Consider the following 25,105-nt stretch of genomic DNA (forward strand, 5'->3'; position numbering starts at 1 on the left):
TTGCGGGGCATGACCGACTCCGCGCCGCTCCGCGTCGACCTGCTCACCCGGGAGTACCCGCCGGAGGTGTACGGCGGAGCCGGCGTGCACGTCGAGTACCTCGCCCGGGAGCTGCGCCGACTCGCCGACGTCCGGGTGCACTGCTTCGGCGCGCCGCGTACCGAGTCGGGCGTCACCGCGTACCCCGAACCGGCCGAGCTGGCCGGCGCGAACGCGGCGCTGCGCACCATGGGCGTCGACCTGGCGATGGCCGCCGGATGCGCCGGCACCGACGTGGTGCACAGCCACACCTGGTACGCCAACCTCGCCGGGCACACCGCGAAGCTGCTGCACGGGGTGCCGCACGTGGTCACCGTGCACAGCCTGGAGCCGCTGCGCCCGTGGAAGGCCGAACAGCTCGGCGGCGGCTACGCGCTCTCCTCCTGGTGTGAGCGGACGGCGATCGAGGCCGCCGACGCGGTGGTCGCGGTGAGCGCCGGCATGATGCGGGACGTGCTGGCCGCGTACCCGTCGGTCGACCCGGCGAAGGTCCGGGTGGTGCACAACGGCATCGACACCACGCAGTACGCCCCGGACCACGGCACCGAGGTGCTGACCCGGCTCGGCGTCGACCCGTCCCGCCCCAGCGTTGTCTACGTCGGGCGGATCACCCGGCAGAAGGGTCTGCCGTACCTGCTCCGGGCGGCCCGGGAACTGCCGGCGGAGGCACAGTTGGTGCTGCTGGCCGGCGCGCCGGACACGCGAGAAATCGCCGCCGAGGTGGAGGGGCTGGTCGACGAGCTGCGGGCGAAGCGGTCCGGGGTGGTCTGGGTGGCCGAGATGCTGCCGAAGCACGAGGTGATCCAGGTGCTCACCCACGCCACCGTCTTCGTCTGCCCGTCCGTGTACGAGCCGATGGGCATCGTCAACCTGGAGGCGATGGCCTGCGAGACGGCGGTGGTGGCGACCGCCACCGGTGGCATCCCCGAGGTGGTCGCGGACGGCGAGACCGGGCTGCTCGTCCCGATCGAGCAGGCGACCGACGGCAGCGGCACCCCGCTGGACCCGGAACGATTCGTGGCCGACCTGGCGGCGGCGGTCAACACGCTGCTCGCCGATCCGGAGCGGGTGGAGACGTTCGGCCGCGCCGGCCGCCGCCGGGCGGTCGAGCACTTCTCCTGGGACGCCATCGCCGAACGCACGGTCGAGGTGTACCGCTCGCTGCTGTCCTAGGGCAGGACTCGGCTGATGTGGAGTACGCGGTTCAGGTGATGTGGAGGGTCGCGGCGAGGCGGGCCAGGTCGGCCGGAGCGTCGGCGGACCGCGCCACGACGGCGACCAGGCCGCGTACCGCCGGGCGGTCGTGCACCTCGCCCCGGGCGGTACGTTCCGCGTCCAGCAGCGTCCGGCCCGCCCGGAACATGTCGCCGGCCAGCACGTACGCGCGGGCCGCGTCGAGGAGGTATGCGGCCCGGTGCTCGGTCGGCAGCCACCACCACTCGTCGCCGGCCGTCAGCCGCTCGTGTCGTACCGTCGCCGCGGTGACCTCCCCGAGGGTCGTCTCGGCCACCACCCGCGCGGCCTCGACCGCCGCCCGGCCGAACCCGCCGTCACCGGCCCCGACGTCCCGAGCGGCCTCTGCGGCCTGGTCGAGCAACTGCCGCACGTCACGGTCCAGCCCTCGGCCGGCAGCGGCGAGGGCGGCCTGAATCAGCAGCGTCCCGACCAGGGACGGATCGACCCGGGCACCGGACCGCGCCGACTTCAGACGGTGTACGGCGACGACGGCCGCCTCCATCGCAGAGCGTCGCCGGTCGGTGTGCCGCAGGGCCTGCGCCAGTGACACCGTGGCGACGGCGGCGACCTGCGGATCGCCGGTGGCCAGGGCGACCGCCATCCCCCGGTCGGCGGCCAGCCAGGCCAACTCCCCCTGGTCGACCTTGACCAGCGCCAGGGCGGTGAGTCCGTACACGGGGACCAGCAGCGCGGCGGTCGCCCGGTCGGAGCGGACGGCCCGCGCCGCGCGGACGGCGTCGAGCAATCCCGGCAGCAGGGCGAGCAGTTGCGGGTAGCGGGCGTGGCGGTAGCTCTGCTCCGCGTGGCCCAGCCGGACCCGCAACGCCGCGACGTCGACCGGCTCGGGCGGGGCCTCGACGTGGTACCGCGCCAGGGCGGTGCGTACCCCCTCCACGCCTGCGGCGGCGGGGTCCGGTCGGTCGGGCTGATCGGCCAGCAGCACCCCCAGATCGATCCGGAGCGTGGCGGCGACCTCCCGCAGACTGGACACCCGTTCCAGCCGACGCACCCCGCGTTCGACCTTGTCCACCCAACTCTTCGACTTGCCGAGGCGGTCGGCGAACTGCTGCTGGGTCATGTTGCGCCGTACCCGCCACTGGGCGACCCGGCGGCCCACCGGCAGGTCGTTCACCCGCCGGCCCGTCCCGCTCACCGGACGATCCCCGACCACGAGCAGGACCAGTACGAGCAGCGCGACGATCAGGCCGTAGGCGTACTGCTGCCGGGTTAGCGGCGCGCGGGCCGGGCGGGCCGGACCGGGCACCCGATCGCCGTCCGGTTGCGGCGGCCGGGCCCCGGGAACGGGCTCCGCCGCCGGCAACGGCCCGTCATGCGGACGTTCACGCATCTGCGCCTCCTCAGAGTTCGTAGGGCAGGGGGCGGGGTGACACGGGGAGCCACCCCGCCCGGTATGGAGGCGCTCCGTTGCTGACGAGAGGACCTCACTCGCAACTTAAAGTGCAGTGAGTACACAGTCAGCACAGCATGCACAGCATGTCGTATCGGGTGGCATCCTCAGGGGGCTGACGAGAGGTGGCCCTGCCATGCCGAGACAACCCCTGTACGAGCAGGTCATAGGCGATGTGATCGCCTCGATACGGACTGGCGCGCTACAGCCTGGAGACAAGCTGCCGTCCATCACCGAGCTGTGCGAGCAGTACAGCGCCAGCCCAACGCCGATCAGGCTGGCCCTACGGCTCCTCGACGAGCGGGGCTGGATCGAGGTGCACCAGGGCAAGGGCTCATTCGTGGCGGCGAACCCGCCTACCTAAAAGGCCAGGACCCACTACGTCAAAACTCCACGGCGACAGCCGGTTGCCGCCGGTGCACCCCACGTGCGCGGGAAGGACACCGCGAACAGCCCGCCGACCCAGACCAGCGGGAAAGCACCCCCACATGCGTGGGGAACGCGATCTGCACCTCACCGCGTGGGGGCGTTCGCCGGAGCACCCCCACGTGCGTGGAGAGGACGCCGAGTCGATGGAAGAGGCCGTGCAGATGCGCGGAGCACCGCCACGTGCGTGGGGAAGACGCGCCGCGCCCGTCGGATGGTCTGGTCGCGCCGGGAGCACCCCGCGTGCGTGGGGAAGCCGAGGCGGTGGGCCACACCAGCCTGGAGGACATCGAAGCACCCCCACGTGCGTGGGGAGGACCGCGTAGGAGGGCAGGAAGCCGGTGTTGCCGGACTGCTCCCCGCGCACGCGGGGGTGATCCGGGGTAGGGCAGCCCCGGCCGCACACCTCGACCCTGCTCCCCGCGCACGGGGGTGTCCCTAGGGTTTCGTCAAGCAGCAGCTTGAGGGCAGGTCGCCGGACAGGTGCAGACCGATGCCCTGACGTTGAAGACCGCGCTGCCTCTCGACGCCGCGACCGATGTCGACGATGCCCGCCAGGCCGGAGTCCTGGCCCACGCCGCAGCCGGTGACCTCGGCCACGCTGCCCACGCCACCCTTGCCCACCAGGCACAACCTGATTGATGTCGATCTCAAGACCGTCGATGCCTCAAAATGACCCTGCACTTGGCGATCTCTGAGGCACCCGGCCTCAGGTCGTCGGAAGTCCGGGGAGGACAACATGCGGTTCGGTAGGCGACTGATGGTTTCGGTCGCGATGGTTTTCAGTTTCCTGGTCCTGTCTGGGCAGCCGGCCCAGGCTGCCTACTACAACACGTACAGCGACATTGCCAGCACACCCGACACAGGATGCTGCACCGGGGTACAGGGCTTCGCCGCCGGAGCCACCTACCTCTACTCGATCAAGACGCGCACCAACTACGACGACGTCTCCGTCATCTACCGTGTCCACAAGGACACCGGCGCGCGAGTGGTGATGACGAACGGCACGAACAACACGTCGACCAACACCTGGCTCGGGCACGCGAACGACATGACGATCGTCGACATCGATGGACAGCACCACATGTTCGTCGTCACCATGAAATCGAGCGGCGCGCAGCTCGTACGGCTCCGCTACGACGGCAGCACCTACTACCACGCCGGGTCGTACCAGGTGCGTCTCAACGGGGCCGTGGCAACGCCGTCCGGAATCAATCGGGTCTCGGTCAGCAGTAGCGCGATCACGTTCATGTTCAAGAGCGGCAGGACGATCTACAACGGCAGTCTCCCGCTGCGCGCCACCTCCGGGACCATCGATCTGACAAAAGCGTTCACCCTGCAGGTCGAGGGCGCTCTCGTCAACGGTGCCACCGTGCCGGACCTGGGGACCTTCGTCAACCAGGGGTTCTTCTACGACGCGCCCAAGAAGGTTCTCTACTACCCGCTGACCAAGGACAACCGCAGCATCGTGCTCGTCTACCGGAACGTGTCGCCGACCACGACCGGGACCGCGCCGGCGGCCACCGACCTCTCCTTCCGCATCACGTCCTCGGCATACTCGTCCAAGTTCGAGATCGAAGGCGTGGGAATCAGCGACGGCAAGCTGTACTTCAACACCAACCGGGCGAACTCAACCGGCGCTTACGACGGCGTCCACGTGTTCAACGGCTACGTCGCGGCCTAGCGTACGCGACGGGTGGACCCGCTGTGGCTCATCGATTGCGCCACAGCGCGTCCACGCCCGTTCCCCGCCTCGTGGTTGGCTACGCCCTACTCTGCTACCGCCGACTCACCAAAAACAACCATCTGGAATGAGCCTTAATTGCCGCGGAATGCGCCTTACCCCGCGAAAGGACTGGCGTGACCGGCGGGCCGCATGGACAGCACGGACAACGACAGCAGCAGGATGCCGCCGATCAGGAAGTAGGTACCGGAGGCCACCATATAGGCCAAACCCAACTCGGGATTGGCCGCCTTGGCTCCCCATTGAACGATTTCGCCGCCGACGGCGGCCGACAGCAGCAATCCCAGCAGCGGGGCGGCCGCTCGGCCGAAGCGGAGAAGCCGCGGATCACCGCACAGCACCGCAGTCGCCACTACCAGCGCCACCAGGCCCAGAATCGGGGTCAGGAAAGGAAGGTCCGTGGTCCGCAGCGCAGAGACCGGATCACCGTTCGAGGCCAACGGCGCGAACATCGCCACCATCATCGCGAGGAATCCGGCACCGGCCATGATGTACGGCAGCGGCGAGGACAGCCCGTTGGGCGATGCCGCCATCGCGGCCCCGCCCGGCGCGGAGGGTGTCGTGAAGTAAGGCGGCGGGGCGGGCTGCGCGGGCACCGGCTGCGACGAGCCCTCGGCCCGGGGAGGTTGGCTCGGAGGCACAGACGGACGGGTGTCCTCGTGGTCTGCAGCTGTCACCCCTGCAGTATCGCAGTCGGCTGCGATCGACCGGGCTCAGCCCAACGTAAGGGACGTTTCGTAACCCGGCGTCTGTCTGTTGGGGCGTCGGGCAGGATGCCTGGGTGCAGGTGATCACGGCAGCCCGCCCGGAGTGGATCTTCCCATTTACTGGGCTGCATCCGGCTCAATTCCGCACGCTGGTCCGGCTCGTCGCCGAGCGTGGCGGTGACGCCGTAGCCGGACCAGCAGTGCCGCCCGTCGAGTCCTCGCCAACGCCGCAACCGTTTGCCCGCCACGCGTACGGGTATCGCTGCGCGCTCATGCCGCGATCAGGGTGGGGAGCGTGGAGTCAGTGTGCCGTCGGTGCCGGCCTGCGGCGAACCCGCCACCACACCTCGACGAGGACCGGTGGCAGCGCGATCGCGGCACCGGCGAACGCAAGTGCCCGGGTGCGTCGTTGCTGGATCTCATCACGTAGTTCTTCGTAGGTGGTCTGGTGTTCGATGACGTCGCCGCGGGACCGTACGCATTCGTCGCCGGGCCCGATTAGGACATCGTGGTTGGCCGGGTTGGCCTCGAAGCAGGCAATCCTGGTCGGCTTCAGTTCCCAGTTGACGCGGTCCCAGTCGACATCGACCCACGACTGCGACGTGCACACGTCGCCGGAGCAGGAGGTTCGTACCGGCAGCTCCCAGCCGGAACGCAGCACGAAAGCGCCGACGAACAGGCCCAACAGAACAGAGCTGAGGGAGACGACCGCGCGCATGTCAGGTTGGACTGCCGGCAGTCGCGCCTGGTTCCACCAGAGGCCCTCCAAAATGTTCCTTCCCGCGTTCGCCTCGGCGTACTCCACCGAGGCGAGCGCGAGATTGCTTTACCTACGTCGAATCCCATGTGGGCTTTCAAACGTGCCTACCCTGTCGAGGACCGGACGCACTCATCTGCCGCGATCAGCGCGCGGAGGTGTTCGTGTCGCGGGATCCGGTTGGGGCCGGCGGGACGCCGAAGGTATCGAGAAGACGTTGCCGCGACTCAAAGCGCTCGTTGAGACGGGCCGGCCGGACCGCTGAGCTCGTCCTGGTCCGGGACTGTAAAACGAACGACCCTGTCCATTGGATGCACGGAGACCAAGCCTGGAGGTGGCCTTCGTGGGGCAGCTGTTTCCCTGGATACACGAAGTGTGTTGGTCGGGGGACGTCTGCGCCGTCACGGTGTCCGGAGAACTCGACCTGGCTGTCAGCGGCGACCTGCGCCGAGTCTTGGCCGACGACCCGCCGGCCCGGTACCGCCCGCCTGGTCATCGACATGATCGCGGTCACCTTTATCGACTCCACGGCGCTGTCATGCCTGGGCCCCGCTGCGATTCCGCACCGGGTCACAGGCCGAACTTCTCCTGGTCGTCCCGGCCTCGATGCTGCTGGGCGTGACCGGTCGTGTCGATGCCCGCCTACTCTGGGCGCAGTGGCAAGGGGGTACCGGGGTATGGATGACGCAGGCCGCACCGCCGACGCCGGAGACGCCCCGCCCGGTCCCCGCAGCGGCCGGCGGGCCGGCCGGCCTGCCCGCCCGGTCGCCGCCATGCTCACCGCAGCCCTCCTCGTCCTGGCCTCGACGGCCACCTGGTACATCGAGCGGCGGAGCGACTCGCTGGAGCACCAGCGGCGTCAGGACGAGCGGGCCCTGTTCGAACGGGCGTACAACGACCCGATCTCCGCCGCGGCCATGGTGATCAACACGCCGGCGTTCGCCAGCCGTTGCCCGGTGAGGCTGCGGCACCTGCTCTCGATACCGGCCGACGAGGTGCGTCCGGGCCCGGCGTTGGTCGACGCCTACCTGGACCGGCTGTTCGTCCTGCTCGGCGCCCAGGTTCCCGGGGGGATGTCGGGCCGTACCTCAGCGCGCTGCACCGCGACGAGAACCACGCCGCTGCCCTCTGCTCGGCGAACCGGGCCGTCCGGTCCTGCCGGGCGGTGCTGCCGACCGGCCCGCCCACGCCCGCCCCGGATGTCTCCGGGGCATCGGCGGGCTTCTGGGACAACCCGCAGCACATCGAGGTGCGCCCGCAACGCTCGACGGTCCGTGTGAGCGGCGCGCCGGGTGGCGTCACGGTGATCGACGTCCGGGTGGTCGAGACGACCCCGTCCTGTCTGACCCGGAAACCGGAGGAGGTGCCGGTGCCGCGGTACATCGGCACCACCTCCCTGAGTCTGTCCTTCAGCCTCGGCGTCGGTCCGAGCGGGCAGCGGGTGTGGCTGCTCGACCGCATCGACGCCTGCCCGGTGCACCCGGACCCACTGGCCTCGGCCCCGATCGTCGACACCGACTCGATGCTCCGGCACAGATCGATCCGGGCAAGTGCGACCGATTCCCTCTTCGCCTACGCCGGGAGCACCTGCCCATCGCCGCCCAGCCCGCGGTGAACCGCCGGCCACACCAAGGGCGTAAATCCGCTCCGCCGGGGCCACCGGCCGACTCACCGCGCCCGACACAACTGCGGCCCCGCCAGCTATCAGAACGGGGCGTCCACCGAGAGCCGGCGCAGCTGCGTCAGGTACGGAGCCAACTCTCCCACCTCGAACCGGCAGGTGCCGATGACGTGCCAGAACTGGCCCCGGGTCACCGTCCAGTTTGTACCGGCCGTCCGGACCGACCGCGCCGCCGCGAGATCTTGGACAGTTACCGTCCTCGCTGAACGGTAACTGTCCAAGATTCGGCTCGCGTGCTGGATGTATGCCACGCCGGCCCGATGTCGCTACGGGTCAACCAGCCTGCACCTGCCCGGCAGCACGCCTCGCGGGAGGTGCACGGGCGCGCCACATCCCGGCGACCTCAGCTCTGCCACCACATCCACCTCGCCCTCGTCACGCAGGCCCGACACCCGCCTACCCTGAGCGCCTCCTGGCCCCCAGCAAGCACTCGCTGCTCGCGTGTTGGCGGCGGCGGCCGTCCGGCACGCACTCGACGCGGCCTCGCCGAGGGCATCGCCCGTATTGGCGGACCGGCCGCGCAGACGGCGGCACCCCGGCTCCGCCGCGCCTGGTTCAGCCCGCACACCTTCGAGCGGGCCGCGTACCTGCGCGCCGTTACAGCACTCGACCCAGGTAACACGGATTCGCTGCTCACCGAGGGCTTGTGGGACTGCGAGAGCGACGTACGACAGTTCGCGGCCGAACACGTCCCACTCGACGATTCGACCCGCAAACAGCTGAGCTATCTCCGCGACGACCCGATGGAAACTCCCGAGGTACGCGCCACCGCCGCTGCTCGGCTCATCTGAGCGAACACACCACCTGCAGAGCCTCCCGTTGCGCTTCGTGACGGGAGGATCCCGGCCGTTCACGCCTGAACCCGGTTCGCCGGGAACGCACTCTTCTGCCGCCGACCGCGCGTCACTCAGCGTCACAGAGGGCTATCGAGTCAGCGTCCGGTCGCGCCGGATTGAGTGCGGTCAGTGTGTTTGGGTCGCCCAGACCGGCTGCTGGGGCTCGTCGTTGTGCACGATGATGTTGGCATGATGGGTCGGGCGGACCGTGGCGAAGTAGAGCTGTTGGGCGGGGATGTAACGCTCGTGCCAGCGCCGTTCGACGTCGGTCCGGGATGACATTCGGCGCTCTCGGATCACGGCACGATCGACGGTCTTCTCGAGCGCGGTAGACACGAAGATGCGCAGGTCCCACCGGTCGATCAGTTCCGGGCGCATGAGGAAGACGCCGTCGAAGAGCAGCACGGCGTCGGCGGGGGCAGTCGTGACCGGCGGGGACAGTGCGGTGTCCGCGGTGCGGTCGTAGACCGCGTGTTGGCAGTGTCGATCTCCGTCCGGGCCGAGCGGATCGAGCAGAACCCGGTTCAGGGCGTCGTAGTCGTGGGTGTCGAAGTAGCAGCCTTCGGCCGAGTACTCGCCGCGCGGGTAGCGCTGTGCCCGGGGAAGAGGAAATCGTCGATCGTCGCGCGGATGACATCGCGGCCCTGTTCGCGCAAGACGACGGCCAACTCGTCGGCGAGGGTGGTCTTGCCGGCGGCGGGCGGTCCGTCGATGGCAACCCGCGTCGGGTGTACGACTGCGACGGACCCGACTGCCTCAGCCAGGCGGCCGAGCATCTCGTCGCGGGTGCCTTGGTCCATGTCCTGCCCGTCCTGGTCTCGCAAAGGTCGCCGTGTCGGGCCGACCTTATGCGCGCCAGCCCTTTCGCGCCTGCCAATGCCCGAGTGAGCGAGATTGCCGCATGCGGAAGTGGCTGCGGTCGTGGCGCAAACGCACTGTCATGCCGGCGCTGGTTGCGTGACCGTTCTGCCACGTCCCGCGCGGCCATCCGGATGTTCGGAGCCCCGTAAGGTATGGCCAGTGGGGTGGGAGGCACTCGGGCAATGGGGTGACGACGTCGCGCGCATCGAACCGCTCGCTGGCGGGGTCGCCAACGACGTGTGGAGCGTGCGCGTCGACGGGCGCCTCGCGGTCGGTCGTCTCGGCACCAGGAGCGACGCTGATCTCGCGTGGGAGACAGGACTCCTCCAACACCTCGACCGTGAAGGTCTGACCGTGCCGGTCCCGATCCCGACTACGGACGGCCGGCTGTTCGCCGATGGTCTGGTGGTGATGACCTACCTGGATGGCGGACCGCCCGAGACGCAGGCCGACTGGCGTCGCATGGCCGACACGCTCCGCGAGCTGCATCGGCTGACCCGGGGCTGGCCGCAGCGCCCAGGCTGGCGATCGTCGACCGACCTCCTGCACGCCGAGACCGGTACGAAGATCGACCTCGGCGCGATGCCCCCGGAGAGCGTTGCCCGATGCCGAGCAGCGTGGGCGCGGCTCACCGGACGTCAGACATGCGTCGTCCACGGCAACCCCAACAACCCCGGCAACGTCCGCATGACCGCGAATCAGGTCGCGCTGATCGACTGGGACGAGTCGCACGTCGACGTCCCCGACCTCGACCTCGTGCTGCCCGACAACGCCGCCGGCCTCGACGACGACGCGCTCGACATCGCCGGGCAAGCGTCGGCCGCATGAGAAGCCGCCGTCTGCTGGGACGACGAGTACGCAGTCAGACGGCTCGCCGAAGTTCGAGCGGCCTGAAAAGGCGTCTGGTCACACCTCAAACGCAGCATCGGCAACCTCGCCGTCCGAGGCGTCGACTACCTCCTCGCCATCATCAAGAACCGGCTCAAGCGCATCCAGTACCGCCCCGACCTACTCGACGGCTTTCTCGCCCATACGGGCCTGACCCTCGACACCGGCTCAACCTAGCCTTTCAAGATCTGTAGCTTCCCTTCGGAATCACCCGCTTTCCAAGTGCTGTTCCCGGCTAGCTCGGCGTGTCTTGGATCGATCATGGATTTGGGCGCCTCTGCATGCTGTACCCGGATGAGGCTCTGCTGTGCGGACAGCCCGTTGCAGGGCAAGCTGCCCTGGTACTTCAGGGGCACCACATGGTGCCGCCTGAAGTTCCTCTCCGTCATCATCGAGGTGCAACCCACCTTGCCACCCAAGGCTGCCGAGGGCAGGTACGATGTAAGGCCATCGATTGATCGCTAGCGGAGTGATTTTTATGTCGCGCAGAAAAACCCGCCGATCACAAGCGCACAACGAGACCGCGAAGCGGCAATCAAAGCCAAGATCGCAAAGTCGAGAAGCAAGGCTTCGGGGCGGCGGGACCGCTGCGCAGAGAAAGGAAGAAACGACCACGAATAGCCCGGAAGGAAACGAGGTGGCTGCTACGACCCATCGGCCGCCGCAACCGGAAGAGGAGTCGTCGCAAGCGGATAAATCCACGTCCAGGCGTGACCTTATTCTTAAAATCGGCGGGGCTGTGGGAACCGCATTTCTCGGCGCGGTTGCCGCTGTCGCACTTGAACGAAAAGTCGCTCCAGGGCAAGCGGTGCGCGACGACAGGGCTGTTGAACGAGCAGAGCGGACGAGAGCCAGGAATAAGCCTCCAATTGCTACAGGTGCTCGCTACCACGATCGGTCTTCCGACTCCCAAGTTTGGCTTTTCGGTCAGACGTTTACGTCGGATCAGGAAGAAAAGCTTCTGAGAGGAAGACGGAGAGAGATTGTGGATGACGCTTCTGGGCTCGCAGGCGGTATCGCAGGAGTACACGGGGGACAGTCGCTGACCTATACGAGGATCCGCATAGAACTGCTTGGCCAATGGGTTAAGCCAGTGCCCGTCACGGGCATCCGCGCAAGAGTGGACAGACGCCTGCCGCCGCTATCTGGAACATACTTATACCAAGGATCAGAGGGCGCCGAGGAGCCGCTAGAAATTGGGTTCGATCTAGATGAGCCGAAAAGCGTGGCCCGCACAAGACAAGAAGGAAGTGGAGAACTAGGGGAAGCCTATTTCGACCGCCATTCTCTCACGCTATCACTTGACGAGCCGCTGTCGATAGACATACAAGCGCAGACATCTCAATCATACTGCGAGTGGGTAATAGAAATGACCCTGCTTGTGGACAATAAAGAGGAAGTGCTTGTTGTTGATGACTACGGTAAGCCATTTCGAAGCACCGCCCTAGCGCCGCACTACGGGGCGAGATACCACCTCAGCGTGACTGATGGCCAGTGGAAGCCTGACGGTTCAGGCCCACCTATCGAAAGAAGCTCTTGATTATGCTCGCCACGCGGTCGACTGCTCAAGTGATTACCATCTGGGTAACGAGCGGCGTCCTAACGTTCGCCGCGACATTTGCTTTTAGGGCGAAGCAGTCAGAGCAGCCGAATACTGCCGAAGGCTCGCTTGCTTCGCTTGATCCCCATGCGTCAGTTGATGTGACTTCTACTGCCCATGGCACCAGCAGGATGATCACAACGTCCCTGATGGCCCCCGAAAGAATAGCCAAGAAAATACCTCCACAAGATATGCAGAACTGTCAACAATACTCGACGTGGGCACAGCAGAACGGCGCCCTTCCAGCAGGAGGAAATCCGGTACATTCTTTATCGATAAAGGCAAAACGCGAAGTACTGGTGGAGGTGCAGGACCTTATCGCAATCCAGGTGGCACCAATTAACCTTGCAACCAAAGAGGAAAACTGGGTCGCGCTACATTGCCACGATACCGTGTCCAACTCGCCAACGCCCCCATCATCCGCAGATGGCGCCCCTAACATCGAGTCAGACTTTTCCGAAATTGAGTTGATGCCACCATCTGCGCAGGCAGATGAAGACTTCCTCGCGTCCAATGGCGAATTCCTCGGACTCGGCGGAAGGCTCCACTCACTGGAGGCTGGAGAACAGCTGAATGCGGTGTTTGACTTCGATAGCTTTATGGCATACAAATGGGAAGAAATGGGTTACCTGGAACAGCCATTCTCTTATTATCTAACAATCGGACTCGTGGTCGACGGCGTACCAAAAATTCGAACAATCAAAAATGGCGATTTGCTGTATGCGTGTTGCGGAGAAATGGGCATTAGGGGATTCGAGCCCGCGCAATACAAATGGACGCTCCCAGCCCGAACACTAACGTACTGCAAGGAGCTTCGCTGGACGACGCACGAGCCGCCATTGCCCACCTGCGGCCCTCGTGCGCCGGATTGACCAAGGATGGCGCTCACGTAAATCTCGCATTGCGCCAGCGGCGGCCCTAACGACCTCGCGCATGGTTGGCGGCACCGCGTTTCTCCGTGAAGGCGCGGTGCGGCCTTCGGGTGCCCGATGGCATGCTCGACGCGGATGCGCCGTGAGAGGTGCGGCTTGCGGGTCGCCTCCTGCGCGGCGATGAGGCTCGGTGGCAGGGATCTCTGGCCTTTACGCGGCTTGGCTTTGGGGTGATGACGGCGCCGCCGGTGTCCGCACCCTCCGGCCCGCGATGTTGGCTTCCGCTCCGATAGCGCGGTGACGTGTCCGCGCAGCGAACTGGTCACAGCAGACGTAGCTGATCCTGCGGCGTGCTGCGGTTGCAGCCAGCGGATGCAGCGTTTCCGGGGTTCTTGTGGTCGGAGTTCCTGTCGTCAGTCAGAGCGGTGGGCGGCTTCGGCGATGGCGGTCGCCGACCAGGTGGCGAGGATCTTCAACCGCTCTTCGTGAATGGTTCCCGGCTCGGCGGTGTACACGGTCAGTTCGTGTACGGCGCGCGATGGTGCCGGCAGCGCGAGGGGCTGATAGGTCAGTTCCAGTGCGCCGACGACAGGGTGCTGCAGACGTTTGACTCCCTCGTGCCGGATGCGGATGTCGTGCGCCGCCCACATGGTCCGGAACTCGGTGCTGAGGGTGCAGAGTTCGCCGACGAGTTCCCGCAGCAGCCGGTCTCCGGGGTGTCGACCGGCCTCGGCGCGCAGCAGGGCGACGGTCGCGGCGGCACCAGCTTCCCAGTCCACGAAGAAGTCTTGTGATGCCGGGTCGAGGAAGTGGTAGCGGGCGAAGTTCGCTCTGCCGTTGGCTGTCGTGGTGTCGCTGCTGAACATGGGTTCGTGCAGTGCGCGGGCGAGCGCGTTGCTGGCGACCACGTCGAGGCGTCCGTTGCGCAGGAATGCTGCCGACATCGTGACGGAATCGATCAGCCACTGCAGGTGGGGTTCGACCTTCGCTTCGGTGCGTCGGGGATTCCGGCGGGATTTCGGCCGGGCGGCGTGGGCGAGGTCGAACAGGTAGCTGCGTTCGTCGTCGTCGAGGTGCAGTGCTCGGGCCACGGCGTCGAGGACGTCTTCGGAGATTCCGCTGATGTGGCCCTTTTCCAGCCTCGTGTACCACTCGGTGCTGACGCCGGCGAGGACGGCGACCTCCTCCCGGCGCAGGCCGGGTACACGGCGCCGGCTGCCGGCGGGCAGCCCTGCCTGCTCGGGGCTGATCCTGGCGCGGCGGCTGACCAGGAAGTCACGAATGGTGGTGCGGCTGTCGGCCGGGTCGGGCATGTTCCCACGGTAAGCGGGGCTGAGCCTGCTTGCGGGGGTAGAGGTTGTACCCCCTATAAACGCCACCTTTTTCGTGCCCCGGTGCGGCGCTCAAATGGATGCAAAGACGCTTCCGAAGCTGCACAGGAGTTCATGTATGCAGGGAGAAACCACTCCCCTGAACGGCGGTTCCCGGGCCGACGCGGGCGCGACCCGTTCCGCTGCACTGCCCTTGTTGATCTACATCCTCGCCCTGGGGACGTTCCTGATGGGCACGACCGAGTTCATCGTGGCAGGTGTGTTGCCGGATATCGCCGGTGACCTGCGGGTCAGTGTCGCTCGGACGGGCCTGCTGATCACGGTGTTCGCGATCGGGATGATCGTCGGTGCGCCGCTGATGGCGATGCTCACGCTGCGGCTGCCGCAGCGCGTGACCCTCGTCGTCGCGCTGGTGGTCTTCGCGATCGGCCATATCGTGGTGGCAGTCGGTGACACCTTCGCGGTTCTGCTGCTGGCACGGTTTGTCACCGCGTTCGCCACCGGCGCGTTCTGGGCGCTGGCCGCCGTGGTGGCGACCCGCGTCGCGGGGCCGGCGCGCGGAGTGCGGGCCATGGGTCTGGTGAACGCCGGAGGAATGCTGGCCACGGCGCTGGGCGTTCCGCTCGGCGCGTTCGCCGGGCAACTCGTCGGATGGCGGGGCACGTTCTGGGCGCTCGCGGTGCTGGCGCTGGCCGCCACCGTCCTGATCTCCCGGCACGTCCCGCACCAGGAGGGACGCGCCCAGTCGGTGTCGGTGCGTTCCGAACTGGCCGTACTGCGTTCCGGCCGGTTGTGGCTGGCCCTTGCCGGCTGCGCGGCGACCACCGGTGGTGTCCTTGCCGCGTACTCCTACATCGCGCCGCTGCTCACCGACCAGGCAGGTGTGCCGGCGAGGCTGGTGCCGCTGGCGCTGGTCGGGTTCGGCGTCGGAGCCCTGGTGGGTTCACTGGTGGCCGGCCGTCTCGGCGACGCTCACCCGCACGTGGTCACGCTTGTGGCACCCGTTGCCACCGCGATTCTGCTGGTCATGATCTGCCTGGCATCGGGTATGCCGTGGCTGACCGCAGGTGTGGTCGTGCTGCTCGGGTTCTTCGGGCTGGGCGCGAACCCGGTGCTGATCGCCCTCGCCGTGCGTTTCGCCGGACGCGCGCCCACGCTCGGGTCCTCGCTGACCGTGTCGGCGTTCAACGCCGGTACCGCCATCGGCTCCTGGATCGCGGGCCTGGCGCTGGCCTCCACGCTCGGAGCCACCGGCCCCGCCGCCGTCGGCCTGGTCATCGTCGTCCTGGCGGTGATCCCCGCGGTGGCGTTGGCCCTCATTGCCCGCCACCGCGCCCCGCGTACGCGCGGATCGGGCGATGCCAGGACAGCCAACGCGCTGGCCGGAGCCGGCACCGCCATCTGACAACCCCCGGAAGAAATCGAAGGAAGAAGAGGATCATGCGCGCGACTCTCATGTACGGTGCCGGCGACGTCCGCGTCGAGAACGTCCCGGACTCCACGATCAAGCTGCCCACCGACGCGCTGCTACGGATCACCGCGTCCTGCATCTGCGGCAGCGACCTGCACCCGTACCACTCGATGTCTCCCGAGAACGGCCCGGCCCGGGTGGGCCACGAACTGATCGGCATCGTCGAGGACACCGGCTCCGAGGTGACCACCCTCAAGCGCGGTGACCTGGTCGTCGCACCGTTCGCCGTCTCCGACAACACCTGCCAGTTCTGCCGCGAGAACCTGCAGACCTCCTGCTCCCACCCCCAGGCCAACTTCTGGGACGGCATCCCCGACGAAGGCGGGCAGGCCGAAGCGATCCGCGTCCCCCTCGCCGACGGCACCCTCGTCAAGCTGCCCGTCGCCGCGGACTCCGCGCTCATCCCGTCCCTGCTCACCCTCGCCGACGTCTTCGGCACCGGCTACCACGCCGCCATCAAGGGCGGCGTGCGCAAGGGCAGCACCGTCACCGTCGTCGGCGACGGCGCCGTCGGGCTCCTGGCCGTGCTGTCGGCCAAGCGCCTCGGCGCCGAGCGGATCATCCTCATGGGCCGCCACCAGGCCCGCACCGACCTGGGCATCGAGTTCGGCGCCACCGACGTGGTCGCCGACCGGGGCGACGAGGGCATCGCCAAGGTCCGGGAACTGACCGGCGGCCACGGCACCGACGCCGTGCTCGAAGCCGTCGGCCACATGTCCGCCTACGAGCAGGCCATCGGCGTCGTCCGCCCCGGCGGCGTGATCAGCCGCGTCGGCGTCCCCCAGTACGAGAACGCGCCCATCGGCTTCGGCAGCCTCTTCCGCCACAACATCGTCCTCGCCGGCGGCCCCGCCCCCGTGCGCGCGTACATCGAGGAACTGATGCCCGACATCCTCGACGGCACCATCGAGCCCGGCAAGGTCTTCGACGCCACCACCGACCTCAACGGGGTGCCCGCCGGCTACCAGGACATGGACGCCCGCAGAAGCCTCAAGGTCCTCATCCAGCCCTGACCCCGTGCACGGCCCCCGAGGTCTCCGCGCCGATGGTCGGCTTGGTCGATCCAAGGCTCGGGGAGCATTCCGCCGAGGATGACCCGGCTCGCGCCGGCCGCGCCGCCGCCAGATCTTGGACAGTTACCGTCCTCGCTGAACGGTAACTGTCCAAGATTCGGCTCGCGTGCTGGATATATGCCACGCCGACCCGATGTCGCTATGGGCAAACCGGCCTGCGCCTGCCCGACAGCACGCCTCGCGGAAGGTGCACAGGCGCGCCACATCCCGCCGACCTCGGCTCTGCCACCAATCCACCCCGCCGTCGTCACGCAGGCCAGACACCCGCCCACCCTGATCGCCTCCTGGCCCCAACAAGCATTCGCTGCTCGCCTCTTGGAGGCGGCCGTCCGGCACGTACGCGGCGCGCGGCGGGTACGGGGTCGGCCCGTAGCGGCGGGTGAGGGGGATAAATGGCTTGCCCAGACGCCGGGCTGAGAGCTGGACTGCTCGGCATGCCTTCCCCCTCACCGGTCTTCGTCGCGGGTACGGGTCGTTCGGGAACGTCTCGGATCGCCGACATCATCGGCGAACATCCGTTGATCCATCGGATTCCCATGGAGACCCGGTTTCTCGTCGACCCGGGTGGCCTGCGGGACCTGGCCGACGCGCTCACCGATCGATACGACCCCACCGTCGGCGAGGACGCCCTGCACCGGCTGAGCGACTTCCTCACCGTACGAGTGCCCGGCCGACGCGACGATCGCGGCAAGACCGTTCCCGAACTGGTCGGCGAGCGGCGCTACCGGGACGCGGTGCAACAGCTCTGGCCGCAGTTGATCGCGTACACCTACGACGAACCTGCGCCCGCAGAAGGCTTCGGGAACGCCGACCGGCCTGCCGGGCCGTTCGAGCCACTGAGCCGCCGGCGGGTACTTCCCAGATATTTCAGCGACCGGGGCGAACTGCTCGGAATCCTGCGGGGGCTGATCGACACCATGTTCGGCGGAGCAGCCGCCGACGCGGGCAAACCGACCTGGTGCGAGAAGACACCGTTCAACCTGCTGTGCATGGAGTTCCTCTGGGAACTGGTCCCCGAGGCGACCATCGTGCACATCAAGCGTCACCCGGTCTCAGTGCTCGCATCCCACCTGGCCCAGCCATGGGCACCGCCCACCGTCGACGGCGCGCTCGCCTACCTCAAGCCGGTCTACCACCGATGGCTCACCTGGAAGAACACGGTCGACCTGACGGGCCGGCGATACATCGAGGTGAAAGCGGAAGATCTTGCAGCCGACTGGCCCGGGCAGCGCCGCGCCCTGTTCGAACGGCTCGACGTCGACGACTTCGCCACCCCGTCAACGTTCCAGTCGCACAAGCTGACGAGCCGCGACGACCAATTCGACGACGAGACCCGCGAGTGCATCGACGAAGCACTCGGCAAGGTCATCCCGGCCATGGGATATGAGTGACGGCTTTCCGGCCGTCTCTTGAGCCCGCCCGCCGGGAAAACCCATTGCGAGCGGCCAGCACCGGATGTCTGGTTGATCGGCCACCAATCACAGGAGGGGACATCACGGCCATGTCGCTGCCCACCCCCACGCTGCACACCACTCGCCTCAGACTGCGTCCCTTCGACGACGCGGATGCAGACGACCTTTTCGCGCTGCACAGCAACGCCTACGTGCTGCGCTACTGGGACGCGCCACCGTGGAGCGAACGCGCACGCTCTGAGCGGTTCATCACGGCTTGCCGGCAGATGGCAGAGGCGGGCACCGGAGCACGGCTGGCCGTGGATCGGGTCTCCGACGGCACGTTCATCGGCTGGTGCAGCCTGAACCGGTGGAATCCGGACTACCGCAGCGCATCGCTGGGCTACTGCTTCGGCGATGCAGCGTGGGGCCACGGCTACGCGACGGAGGCCGCGCACGCCTTGCTGCGGTGGGCATTCGACACGCTGGACCTGAATCGTGTCCAGGCTGAGACCGATACCCGCAACGTGGCATCTGCCCGAGTGCTGGAGAAGCTCGGGTTCGTGCGTGAGGGAACGTTGCGGGAGGACTGCGTCGTGAACGGCGAGGTCTCCGACTCGTACGTGTACGGGCTGATCAGGCGAGAGTGGCGGCCGTCGTTCGAGCCGGTTCCCGCCCGCTGAGTCTGAGGAACACCTTAGGGGCGATCAGCGACCCTCCTTCTTCTGCGCGACCTCGGCGACGTAGGCCGCCAGGTTGCTCAGCGTCTGCTCGCCGCCCTCGATCGCGTGGTACTTCTCCACGGCCTGGTCGCGCAGTTGTCTGGTGGGGAAGACCGTGCGCATCACGATCCGGGTCGCGGTGCCGTGCGGCGCGAAGGCCAGGGTCGACTCGAAGGCGTTCGGGTCGTCGCGGGACTCACCGTGCAGCAGCGCAATCCGCTCCGGTGGGACGATCTCGGTCCAGGTGATCCACTCGGAGTAGCCGGTCCCGTCCGGTCCGTGCATCACGAAGTCCCAGACTCCGCCCTCACGGAACTCGAAGGACCGCGTGGTGGTGGTGAACCCCTCCGGACCCCACCACCGCGACAGGTGCCGGACTTCGGTAAACGCCTCGAACACCAGCTCCTGCGGGGCGTCGATGATCCGGGAGATCACGATCTCCCGGTCTGCCGTCGCCGACTCTGCCCGCGTTTCTTGCCTTGCCCCTGCCATCGTCATTCCTCCTGCTGTGTCTGTTTGAGGTCCTGCACGTAGGTGTCCAGCCGGTCGAAACTCTCGTTCCAGAACCGCTCGAATCCGCCGACCCACTCGTGGATTGGCCGCAGCCCGCGGGCATCCAAGCCGTAGAGGCGCTGCTTGCCCGCCCCACGGACCCGCACCAACCCCACCTCCCGAAGCACCCGCAGGTGCTTGGACGCCTGCGGCTGGCTCATCCCCAGTTCCTGGGCCAGGTCAGTCACCGGCCACTCGCCCGACCGCAGCAGCGCCAGGATGTCCCGGCGCTGCGGCTCGGCGATCGCGTTGAACGCGTCCGACGTCGTCGCTGCTCGTGCCATGACAGCCATCATATTCCCTCAACGGAATGCGTCAAGCCGGTTGGGGATCGCGGGCGAGTCTTGTCGGATGACGACCGCAGGCTGGCGGTTGCGTCCACGGGGTGGTTGCAACCCGACAACAGGAGCGCTCGGCTGAGCGCGAAGGGATCTCGGGCAGTAGGTTGACGGGGTGACTGGACGGTTCCCGATCGAAGACATCACCCCCTCGGTGGCCTGCGGTCGCTACCCGGCCAAGGCGGTCGTCGGCGAGTTGGTGCCGGTGTCCGCCCGCGCCTACCGGGAGGGGCACGACGCGCTGGGCTGCATGGTTGTGTGGCGGGGCCCGGACGGGCGGCAGCGCCCGCCGGTGCGGATGCGGCCCGGCGAGCCGGGGCAGGACCGCTGGCACGCCACCATCCGCCCGGACGCCGTCGGCCGCTGGACGTTCACCGTCGAGGCGTTCGCCGACCCGTATCTGACCTGGCAGAACGCGGTGACGAAGAAGATCGCCGCCGGGCAGGGGGCGGCGGAGCTGGCGAACGACCTGGCCGAGGGAGCGCGGGTGCTGGACGCCGCCGCGACCACGGTGCCGACCGCTGAACGTAGGCGCGTGCGGGCGGCGACCCAGGCGCTGCTCGACACCGCGCGACCTCTGCCGCGCCGGGTCGCCCCGGCCCTGGAGCTGGCCGAGCTGCTCTGGGAGTATCCGGTCCGCGAGCTGGTCACCCCGGCCGACGAGTACGCCATCTGGGTGGACCGGCCGCGCGCCCTCTTCTCCGCCTGGTACGAGTTCTTCCCCCGCTCGGAGGGGGCGATCCCGGCCACCGTCGACGCGCCCGCCCAGTCCGGCACCTTCGTCACCGCAATGGAGCGGCTGCCCGGGGTCGCCGCGATGGGCTTCGACGTGCTCTACCTGCCGCCGATCCACCCGATCGGCCGGATCAACCGCAAGGGCCGCAACAACACCCTGACCGCCGGGCCGGACGACGTCGGCTCGCCGTGGGCGATCGGCGCGGCCGAGGGCGGCCACGACGCCCTCCACCCCGACCTGGGTACGCCAGACGACTTCCGCGACTTCCTCGCCGCCGCGGCCGACGTGGGCCTGGAGGTGGCGATGGACCTGGCGTTGCAGTGCGCGCCCGACCACCCGTGGGTGACCGAGCACCCGGAGTGGTTCACCACCCGGGCCGACGGCACCATCGCGTACGCGGAGAACCCGCCGAAGAAGTACCAGGACATCTACCCGCTGAACTTCGACAACGACCCGGAGGGCATCCGGGCCGAGATCCTGCGGGTGGTGCTGCACTGGGTCGGCGAGGGCGTGAAGATCTTCCGGGTCGACAACCCGCACACCAAGCCGGTCGACTTCTGGCACTGGCTGATCGGGGAGGTCAAGCAGGTCGACCCGGACGTGCTCTTCCTCGCCGAGGCGTTCACCCGGCCGGCGATGATGCACGGCCTCGGCAAGATCGGCTTCACCCAGTCGTACACGTACTTCACCTGGCGGACCACGCCCGCCGAGATGCGCGAGTACTGCGCGGAGCTGGTCGCGGCGGCCGACTACATGCGGCCCAACTTCTGGCCCAACACGCCGGACATCCTGCACGAGACGTTGCAGCACGGCGGGCCGCCGATGTTCAAGATCCGGGCGGTGCTGGCCAGCCTGCTCTCCCCCTCCTGGGGCATGTACGCCGGGTACGAGCTGTTCGAGCACGAGGCCCGTCCCGGCGCGGAGGAGTATCTCGACAACGAGAAGTTCGAGTTACGCCCCCGGGACTGGGCCGGCGCGCAGGAGCAGGGCCGGTCGCTCGCGCCGTTCGTCGCCACGCTCAACCGGGTACGCCGGGACAACCCGGCCCTGCACCGGCTGCGCAACCTGGTGTTCCACGAGATCGACAATCCGAACCTGCTGTGCTGGTCGAAGCGGGACTCGGACACCGGCAACACCGTGCTGGTGGTCTGCTCGTTCGACGCCGAGCAGGTGCAGTGGGGCAACACCACCCTGGACATGCCCGCTCTCGGCCTCGACTGGCACGACCGTTTCACCGTGCACGACGAGCTGACCGGGGCGACGTACGACTGGGGACAGCGCAACGCGGTACGGCTCGACCCGTACCTGCAACCCGCGCACGTGTTCACGGTGCGGCAGCCCGCGCCCGTCGAGCCCACGCCGACCACCGCCAACGTCCCGACCGAGCTGACCGTCGAGGCGGTCCCGGACGATCTCTCCGGCGGCACCGCACCGGTCGCCCCCGCTGACAAGGATGTGCCATGGAGCAGTTGATCGCCGGCGTGGCCCACGACCCGCACGCCATCCTGGGCGCGCACCCCGCCGACGGGCGCACCACCGTCCGTACGCTGCGGCGGGGTGCGGCCGGGGTGACCCTGCTGGCCGACGGCGGCCGGCACGAGATGCGCCGGGTGCACGACGCGGGGATCTTCGAGGCGACCGTGCCGGGGACTGTGACCGACTACCGGGTCGAGGTCGGCGGCACCGCGCACGACGACCCGTACCGGCACCTGCCCACCCTCGGTGAGCTGGACCTGCACCTGATCGCCGAGGGGCGGCACGAGCGGCTCTGGGAGGCGCTCGGCGCGCGGGTCACCGACGCCGGGGTGGCGTTCGCGGTGTGGGCTCCGAACGCGCGCGGCGTGCGGGTGGTCGGTGAGTTCACCGGCTGGGGTCCGGACGACGGCTGGCCGATGCGCTCCCTCGGCTCGAGCGGCGTCTGGGAGATCCTCGTCCCCGGGGTCACCGTCGGGCAGCGGTACAAGTACCGCATCCTCGGCGCGGACGGGCACTGGCGGGACAAGGCCGACCCCATGGCCGCGTACGCCGAGGTGCCGCCGGCCACCGCGTCGGTCGTGCACCGTTCGGCGTACGAATGGTCCGACGCGGCCTGGCTGGAGCGCCGGGCGAAGCGGCAGCCGCACCAGGAACCGATGAGCGTGTACGAGGTGCACCTCGGCTCGTGGCGGCCCGGCCTCGGCTACCGGGAGCTGGCCGAGCAGTTGACTGCGTACGTCACCGACCTGGGCTTCACGCACGTGGAGTTCCTGCCGGTGATGGAGCACCCGTTCGGCGGCTCCTGGGGCTACCAGGTCACCGGCTACTACGCCCCGACCTCCCGGTTCGGCGACCCGGACGAGTTCCGCCACCTGGTCGACACCCTGCACGCGGCCGGCGTCGGGGTGATCCTGGACTGGGTGCCCGCGCACTTCCCCAAGGACGAGTGGGCCCTCGCGCGGTTCGACGGCACCCCGCTCTACGAGCACCCCGACCCACGTCGCGGCGAGCACCCCGACTGGGGCACGTACGTCTTCGACTTCGGCCGCCGAGAGGTGCGCAACTTCCTGGTCGCCAACGCGCTCTACTGGGTCGACGAGTTCCACGTCGACGGGCTGCGGGTCGACGCCGTCGCGTCCATGCTCTACCTGGACTACTCGCGCGGCGAGGGGCAGTGGGTGCCCAACCAGTACGGCGGCCGGGAGAACCTCGAGGCGATCGCCTTCATGCAGGAGGTCAACGCCACCGTCTACAAGCACCACGCCGGGGTGGTGATGATCGCCGAGGAGTCCACCGCCTGGCCCGGCGTGACCCGGCCGACCAGCGACAACGGGCTCGGGTACGGGTTCAAGTGGAACATGGGCTGGATGCACGACACCCTGCTCTACACCTCGAAGGACCCGATCTACCGGCAGCACCACCACCATCAGCTCACCTTCTCCCTGGCGTACGCGTTCAGCGAGAACTACGTGCTGCCGATCAGCCACGACGAGGTGGTGCACGGCAAGGGGTCGCTGGTCGGCAAGATGCCCGGCGACACCTGGCAGAAGCTGGCCAACGTACGGGCGCTGCTGGCGTACATGTGGGCGCACCCGGGCAAGCAGCTCCTCTTCATGGGCTGCGAGCTGGGCGACGAGCGGGAGTGGAGCGAGGAACGCGGTCTCGACTGGTACCTGCTGCACGACCCGGCGCGGGCCGGCGTGCAACGGCTGGTCAAGGACCTGAACGCGGTCTACCGGGCCACCCCGGCACTGTGGGCGCAGGACATCGACCCGGCCGGGTTCCGCTGGATCGCCGGGGACGACGTCGCCAACAACACCGTGTCGTTCGTCCGGATCGCCCCGGACGGCTCGACCCTGGTCTGCGTGGCCAACTTCTCCGCCCGCCCGCTGCACGACTACCGGGTCGGCCTACCGGCCGGCGGCACCTGGACGGAGGTCGTCAACACCGACGCGCACCACTACGGCGGGTCGGGCGTGGGCAACCTGGGTTCGGTGCAGGCGGAGAGCGTCCCGTGGCACGGCTTCCCGACCTCGGCCGCCCTCCAGGTCCCCCCACTCGGCGCCCTCTGGCTCCGCCCGGCCGCCTGATGACCCGCCGTGATCGTGGTGGGAATGTGCCCCCAGAGGCCGTTTCCCACCACGATCGGCGAAGGGAATCAAGGGCCGGCTATTCCGCCGGGCTGATGTGCACGATGATGACCTGGATGTCCTTGCTGCCGTCGAAGCGCAGGTCGTAGTTCACCTCGAGGCCCGTGCTGGTGCCGCTTGTTATGGAGAAGTCGCTCTGCATTCCCGGATCGGCGCTCGCCGAACTGATCCAGCCCTCGGCGGAGTCGCTGTCGATGCCGTACTTCTGTACCCCGTCGCGGATCAGCGCGAAGAACTCCTCGGCCGACGACGCAGTCAGAAAGTAGGTCACCTCGCTGAAATCGGGACGGGCGTTGGTGGTGTTGAAGCGGATGCGGTCTGTGCGGGCTTCAATCGTTCCCTTGGGCGCGGCGATACTCAGGGCGATCTTGCCTTCGCGCCGAGTGTTGATCTCCGGGCCGTAGCTGCTGTCGGTCAGCCCGACCGCCGACTTCATCAGCTTGCCGCTGCTCAGGTCCAGCCGGGCCCTGCGCTCGCTGCGGATCCTTTCGACGCCTGCGGCATCCAGCGTGGAGAACTCCGAGGAGCTCACCGTACGTGACGGCTGGGCTGGTCCAGCGGGTCGGGAAAACTGGCAGGCCGCCAGTGAGATGCACGCCGCAGCGGCAAGCGCCACCGAGGCAAGACGGCGGGTGCTCGGACGGCTCCCCCGCCGTTGGGTCAACGTGCCGGGCTTGCCGCGGCCCCGGGCCTTGTGCGTCGGCGAAACGAAACTTCCGGACATGATCTCCAAGCTACAGAGCATGATCCAGGATGAGGCCCGTGTACTGCGTATCGCCGATACGGGGGTGTCCAGTTGCCCGGGACACC

Annotated in this window: 23 protein-coding genes and 1 pseudogene; 15 read left to right on the plus strand and 9 right to left on the minus strand. The window is 68.1% G+C overall.

Features of this window, described 5'->3' with window-relative positions:
• Nucleotides 1-9: 9 nt before the first annotated feature.
• Entirely contained in the window at nucleotides 10-1,212 is a 1,203-nt protein-coding gene (gene glgA, locus GA0074692_RS15705; RefSeq protein ID WP_091645321.1) for a glycogen synthase, read from the plus strand.
• A 31-nt stretch (nucleotides 1,213-1,243) separates the two neighbouring features.
• Here the strand turns inward: glgA and GA0074692_RS15710 are convergent, their stop codons facing one another.
• On the minus strand, nucleotides 1,244-2,623 hold the full coding sequence (locus tag GA0074692_RS15710; RefSeq protein WP_091645323.1) for a helix-turn-helix domain-containing protein: 1,380 nt from the start codon (nucleotides 2,621-2,623) through the stop codon (nucleotides 1,244-1,246).
• A gap of 196 nt (nucleotides 2,624-2,819) precedes the next feature.
• On the opposite strand from GA0074692_RS15710, the gene GA0074692_RS15715 reads away from it, so the two are divergent.
• A complete protein-coding gene (locus GA0074692_RS15715; RefSeq protein ID WP_091645326.1) occupies nucleotides 2,820-3,047 on the plus strand; it encodes a winged helix-turn-helix domain-containing protein in 228 nt (75 codons plus the stop codon).
• 500 nt (nucleotides 3,048-3,547) lie between these two features.
• On the opposite strand, the gene GA0074692_RS34770 is transcribed toward GA0074692_RS15715, so the two are convergent.
• A complete protein-coding gene (locus tag GA0074692_RS34770; protein WP_176738464.1) occupies nucleotides 3,548-3,709 on the minus strand; it encodes a hypothetical protein in 162 nt (53 codons plus the stop codon).
• A 175-nt stretch (nucleotides 3,710-3,884) separates the two neighbouring features.
• Here GA0074692_RS34770 and GA0074692_RS15720 point away from each other — a divergent pair, with 175 nt between their 5' ends.
• Nucleotides 3,885-4,793 (plus strand): hypothetical protein, encoded by a 909-nt coding sequence (locus GA0074692_RS15720; RefSeq protein WP_141725296.1) that lies wholly within the window; start codon nucleotides 3,885-3,887, stop codon nucleotides 4,791-4,793.
• A 155-nt stretch (nucleotides 4,794-4,948) separates the two neighbouring features.
• Here GA0074692_RS15720 and GA0074692_RS15725 read toward each other — a convergent pair whose 3' ends face one another.
• Complete coding sequence (locus GA0074692_RS15725) at nucleotides 4,949-5,449, minus strand: hypothetical protein (RefSeq protein ID WP_141725297.1); 501 nt, start codon at nucleotides 5,447-5,449, stop codon at nucleotides 4,949-4,951.
• Nucleotides 5,450-5,861: 412 nt separating this feature from the next.
• Nucleotides 5,862-6,365 (minus strand): hypothetical protein, encoded by a 504-nt coding sequence (locus GA0074692_RS34775; protein ID WP_176738229.1) that lies wholly within the window; start codon nucleotides 6,363-6,365, stop codon nucleotides 5,862-5,864.
• Nucleotides 6,366-6,994: 629 nt separating this feature from the next.
• On the opposite strand from GA0074692_RS34775, the gene GA0074692_RS15735 reads away from it, so the two are divergent.
• The 3 genes from GA0074692_RS15735 to GA0074692_RS33995 all read left to right on the plus strand — a co-directional run bounded on the left by GA0074692_RS15735 (nucleotide 6,995) and on the right by GA0074692_RS33995 (nucleotide 8,789).
• Entirely contained in the window at nucleotides 6,995-7,597 is a 603-nt protein-coding gene (locus tag GA0074692_RS15735) for a hypothetical protein (RefSeq protein ID WP_091645337.1), read from the plus strand.
• 23 nt (nucleotides 7,598-7,620) lie between these two features.
• Nucleotides 7,621-7,932, plus strand: a complete 312-nt coding sequence (locus tag GA0074692_RS15740) for a hypothetical protein (RefSeq protein ID WP_176738465.1) — start codon at nucleotides 7,621-7,623, stop codon at nucleotides 7,930-7,932.
• A 326-nt stretch (nucleotides 7,933-8,258) separates the two neighbouring features.
• On the plus strand, nucleotides 8,259-8,789 hold the full coding sequence (locus tag GA0074692_RS33995) for a hypothetical protein (protein ID WP_141725298.1): 531 nt from the start codon (nucleotides 8,259-8,261) through the stop codon (nucleotides 8,787-8,789).
• 171 nt (nucleotides 8,790-8,960) lie between these two features.
• Here the strand turns inward: GA0074692_RS33995 and GA0074692_RS15745 are convergent.
• Nucleotides 8,961-9,634, minus strand: a pseudogene (locus tag GA0074692_RS15745) (cytidylate kinase family protein).
• Between the two features lie 220 nt (nucleotides 9,635-9,854).
• Between GA0074692_RS15745 and GA0074692_RS15750 the strand changes: the two are divergent.
• The 3 genes from GA0074692_RS15750 (at nucleotide 9,855) to GA0074692_RS34005 (ending at nucleotide 13,055) form a co-directional block, all read left to right on the plus strand.
• Nucleotides 9,855-10,523, plus strand: a complete 669-nt coding sequence (locus GA0074692_RS15750) for a phosphotransferase enzyme family protein (protein ID WP_091645341.1) — start codon at nucleotides 9,855-9,857, stop codon at nucleotides 10,521-10,523.
• A 697-nt stretch (nucleotides 10,524-11,220) separates the two neighbouring features.
• Nucleotides 11,221-12,123 carry a hypothetical protein gene (locus GA0074692_RS34000; protein ID WP_141725299.1) on the plus strand — a complete coding sequence of 301 codons (903 nt, stop codon included), beginning with the start codon at nucleotides 11,221-11,223 and terminating at the stop codon, nucleotides 12,121-12,123.
• Between the two features lie 29 nt (nucleotides 12,124-12,152).
• Entirely contained in the window at nucleotides 12,153-13,055 is a 903-nt protein-coding gene (locus tag GA0074692_RS34005) for a hypothetical protein (protein WP_141725300.1), read from the plus strand.
• A gap of 413 nt (nucleotides 13,056-13,468) precedes the next feature.
• Here GA0074692_RS34005 and GA0074692_RS15760 read toward each other — a convergent pair whose 3' ends face one another.
• Complete coding sequence (locus GA0074692_RS15760; protein ID WP_091645344.1) at nucleotides 13,469-14,368, minus strand: helix-turn-helix domain-containing protein; 900 nt, start codon at nucleotides 14,366-14,368, stop codon at nucleotides 13,469-13,471.
• A gap of 136 nt (nucleotides 14,369-14,504) precedes the next feature.
• Here GA0074692_RS15760 and GA0074692_RS15765 point away from each other — a divergent pair, with 136 nt between their 5' ends.
• From GA0074692_RS15765 to GA0074692_RS15780, 4 genes are all read left to right on the plus strand, one after another.
• The gene (locus tag GA0074692_RS15765) at nucleotides 14,505-15,791 is read left to right on the plus strand and encodes an MFS transporter (RefSeq protein ID WP_091645347.1); all 1,287 of its coding nucleotides are present in this window, start codon (nucleotides 14,505-14,507) and stop codon (nucleotides 15,789-15,791) included.
• A 35-nt stretch (nucleotides 15,792-15,826) separates the two neighbouring features.
• Nucleotides 15,827-16,870 (plus strand): zinc-dependent alcohol dehydrogenase family protein, encoded by a 1,044-nt coding sequence (locus GA0074692_RS15770; protein WP_091645349.1) that lies wholly within the window; start codon nucleotides 15,827-15,829, stop codon nucleotides 16,868-16,870.
• Nucleotides 16,871-17,466: 596 nt separating this feature from the next.
• Complete coding sequence (locus GA0074692_RS15775) at nucleotides 17,467-18,321, plus strand: sulfotransferase family protein (protein WP_091645351.1); 855 nt, start codon at nucleotides 17,467-17,469, stop codon at nucleotides 18,319-18,321.
• A gap of 110 nt (nucleotides 18,322-18,431) precedes the next feature.
• Nucleotides 18,432-19,004: a GNAT family N-acetyltransferase gene (locus GA0074692_RS15780; RefSeq protein ID WP_091645353.1), complete on the plus strand. Its 573-nt coding sequence runs from the start codon at nucleotides 18,432-18,434 to the stop codon at nucleotides 19,002-19,004.
• A 24-nt stretch (nucleotides 19,005-19,028) separates the two neighbouring features.
• On the opposite strand, the gene GA0074692_RS15785 is transcribed toward GA0074692_RS15780, so the two are convergent.
• Together GA0074692_RS15785 and GA0074692_RS15790 are read right to left on the minus strand one after the other, a co-directional pair.
• On the minus strand, nucleotides 19,029-19,535 hold the full coding sequence (locus GA0074692_RS15785; RefSeq protein WP_091645356.1) for an SRPBCC family protein: 507 nt from the start codon (nucleotides 19,533-19,535) through the stop codon (nucleotides 19,029-19,031).
• Nucleotides 19,536-19,537: 2 nt separating this feature from the next.
• Nucleotides 19,538-19,879: an ArsR/SmtB family transcription factor gene (locus GA0074692_RS15790; protein ID WP_091653537.1), complete on the minus strand. Its 342-nt coding sequence runs from the start codon at nucleotides 19,877-19,879 to the stop codon at nucleotides 19,538-19,540.
• Between the two features lie 169 nt (nucleotides 19,880-20,048).
• Between GA0074692_RS15790 and GA0074692_RS15795 the strand changes: the two genes are divergently transcribed.
• Both GA0074692_RS15795 and glgB read left to right on the plus strand, forming a co-directional pair.
• Nucleotides 20,049-22,142, plus strand: coding sequence for an alpha-1,4-glucan--maltose-1-phosphate maltosyltransferase (locus GA0074692_RS15795; RefSeq protein WP_091645359.1), 2,094 nt, complete (start codon nucleotides 20,049-20,051; stop codon nucleotides 22,140-22,142).
• Nucleotides 22,130-24,235, plus strand: a complete 2,106-nt coding sequence (gene glgB, locus GA0074692_RS15800) for a 1,4-alpha-glucan branching protein GlgB (RefSeq protein ID WP_091645362.1) — start codon at nucleotides 22,130-22,132, stop codon at nucleotides 24,233-24,235. Before GA0074692_RS15795 ends, glgB begins: the two co-directional genes overlap by 13 nt.
• Nucleotides 24,236-24,314: 79 nt before the next feature.
• Here glgB and GA0074692_RS15805 read toward each other — a convergent pair whose 3' ends face one another.
• Nucleotides 24,315-25,028, minus strand: a complete 714-nt coding sequence (locus tag GA0074692_RS15805) for a hypothetical protein (protein WP_218106678.1) — start codon at nucleotides 25,026-25,028, stop codon at nucleotides 24,315-24,317.
• Between the last annotated feature and the right edge of the window lie 77 nt (nucleotides 25,029-25,105).

The sequence above is a fragment of the Micromonospora pallida genome, assembly GCF_900090325.1.
In the GTDB taxonomy this organism is placed as follows: domain Bacteria; phylum Actinomycetota; class Actinomycetes; order Mycobacteriales; family Micromonosporaceae; genus Micromonospora; species Micromonospora pallida.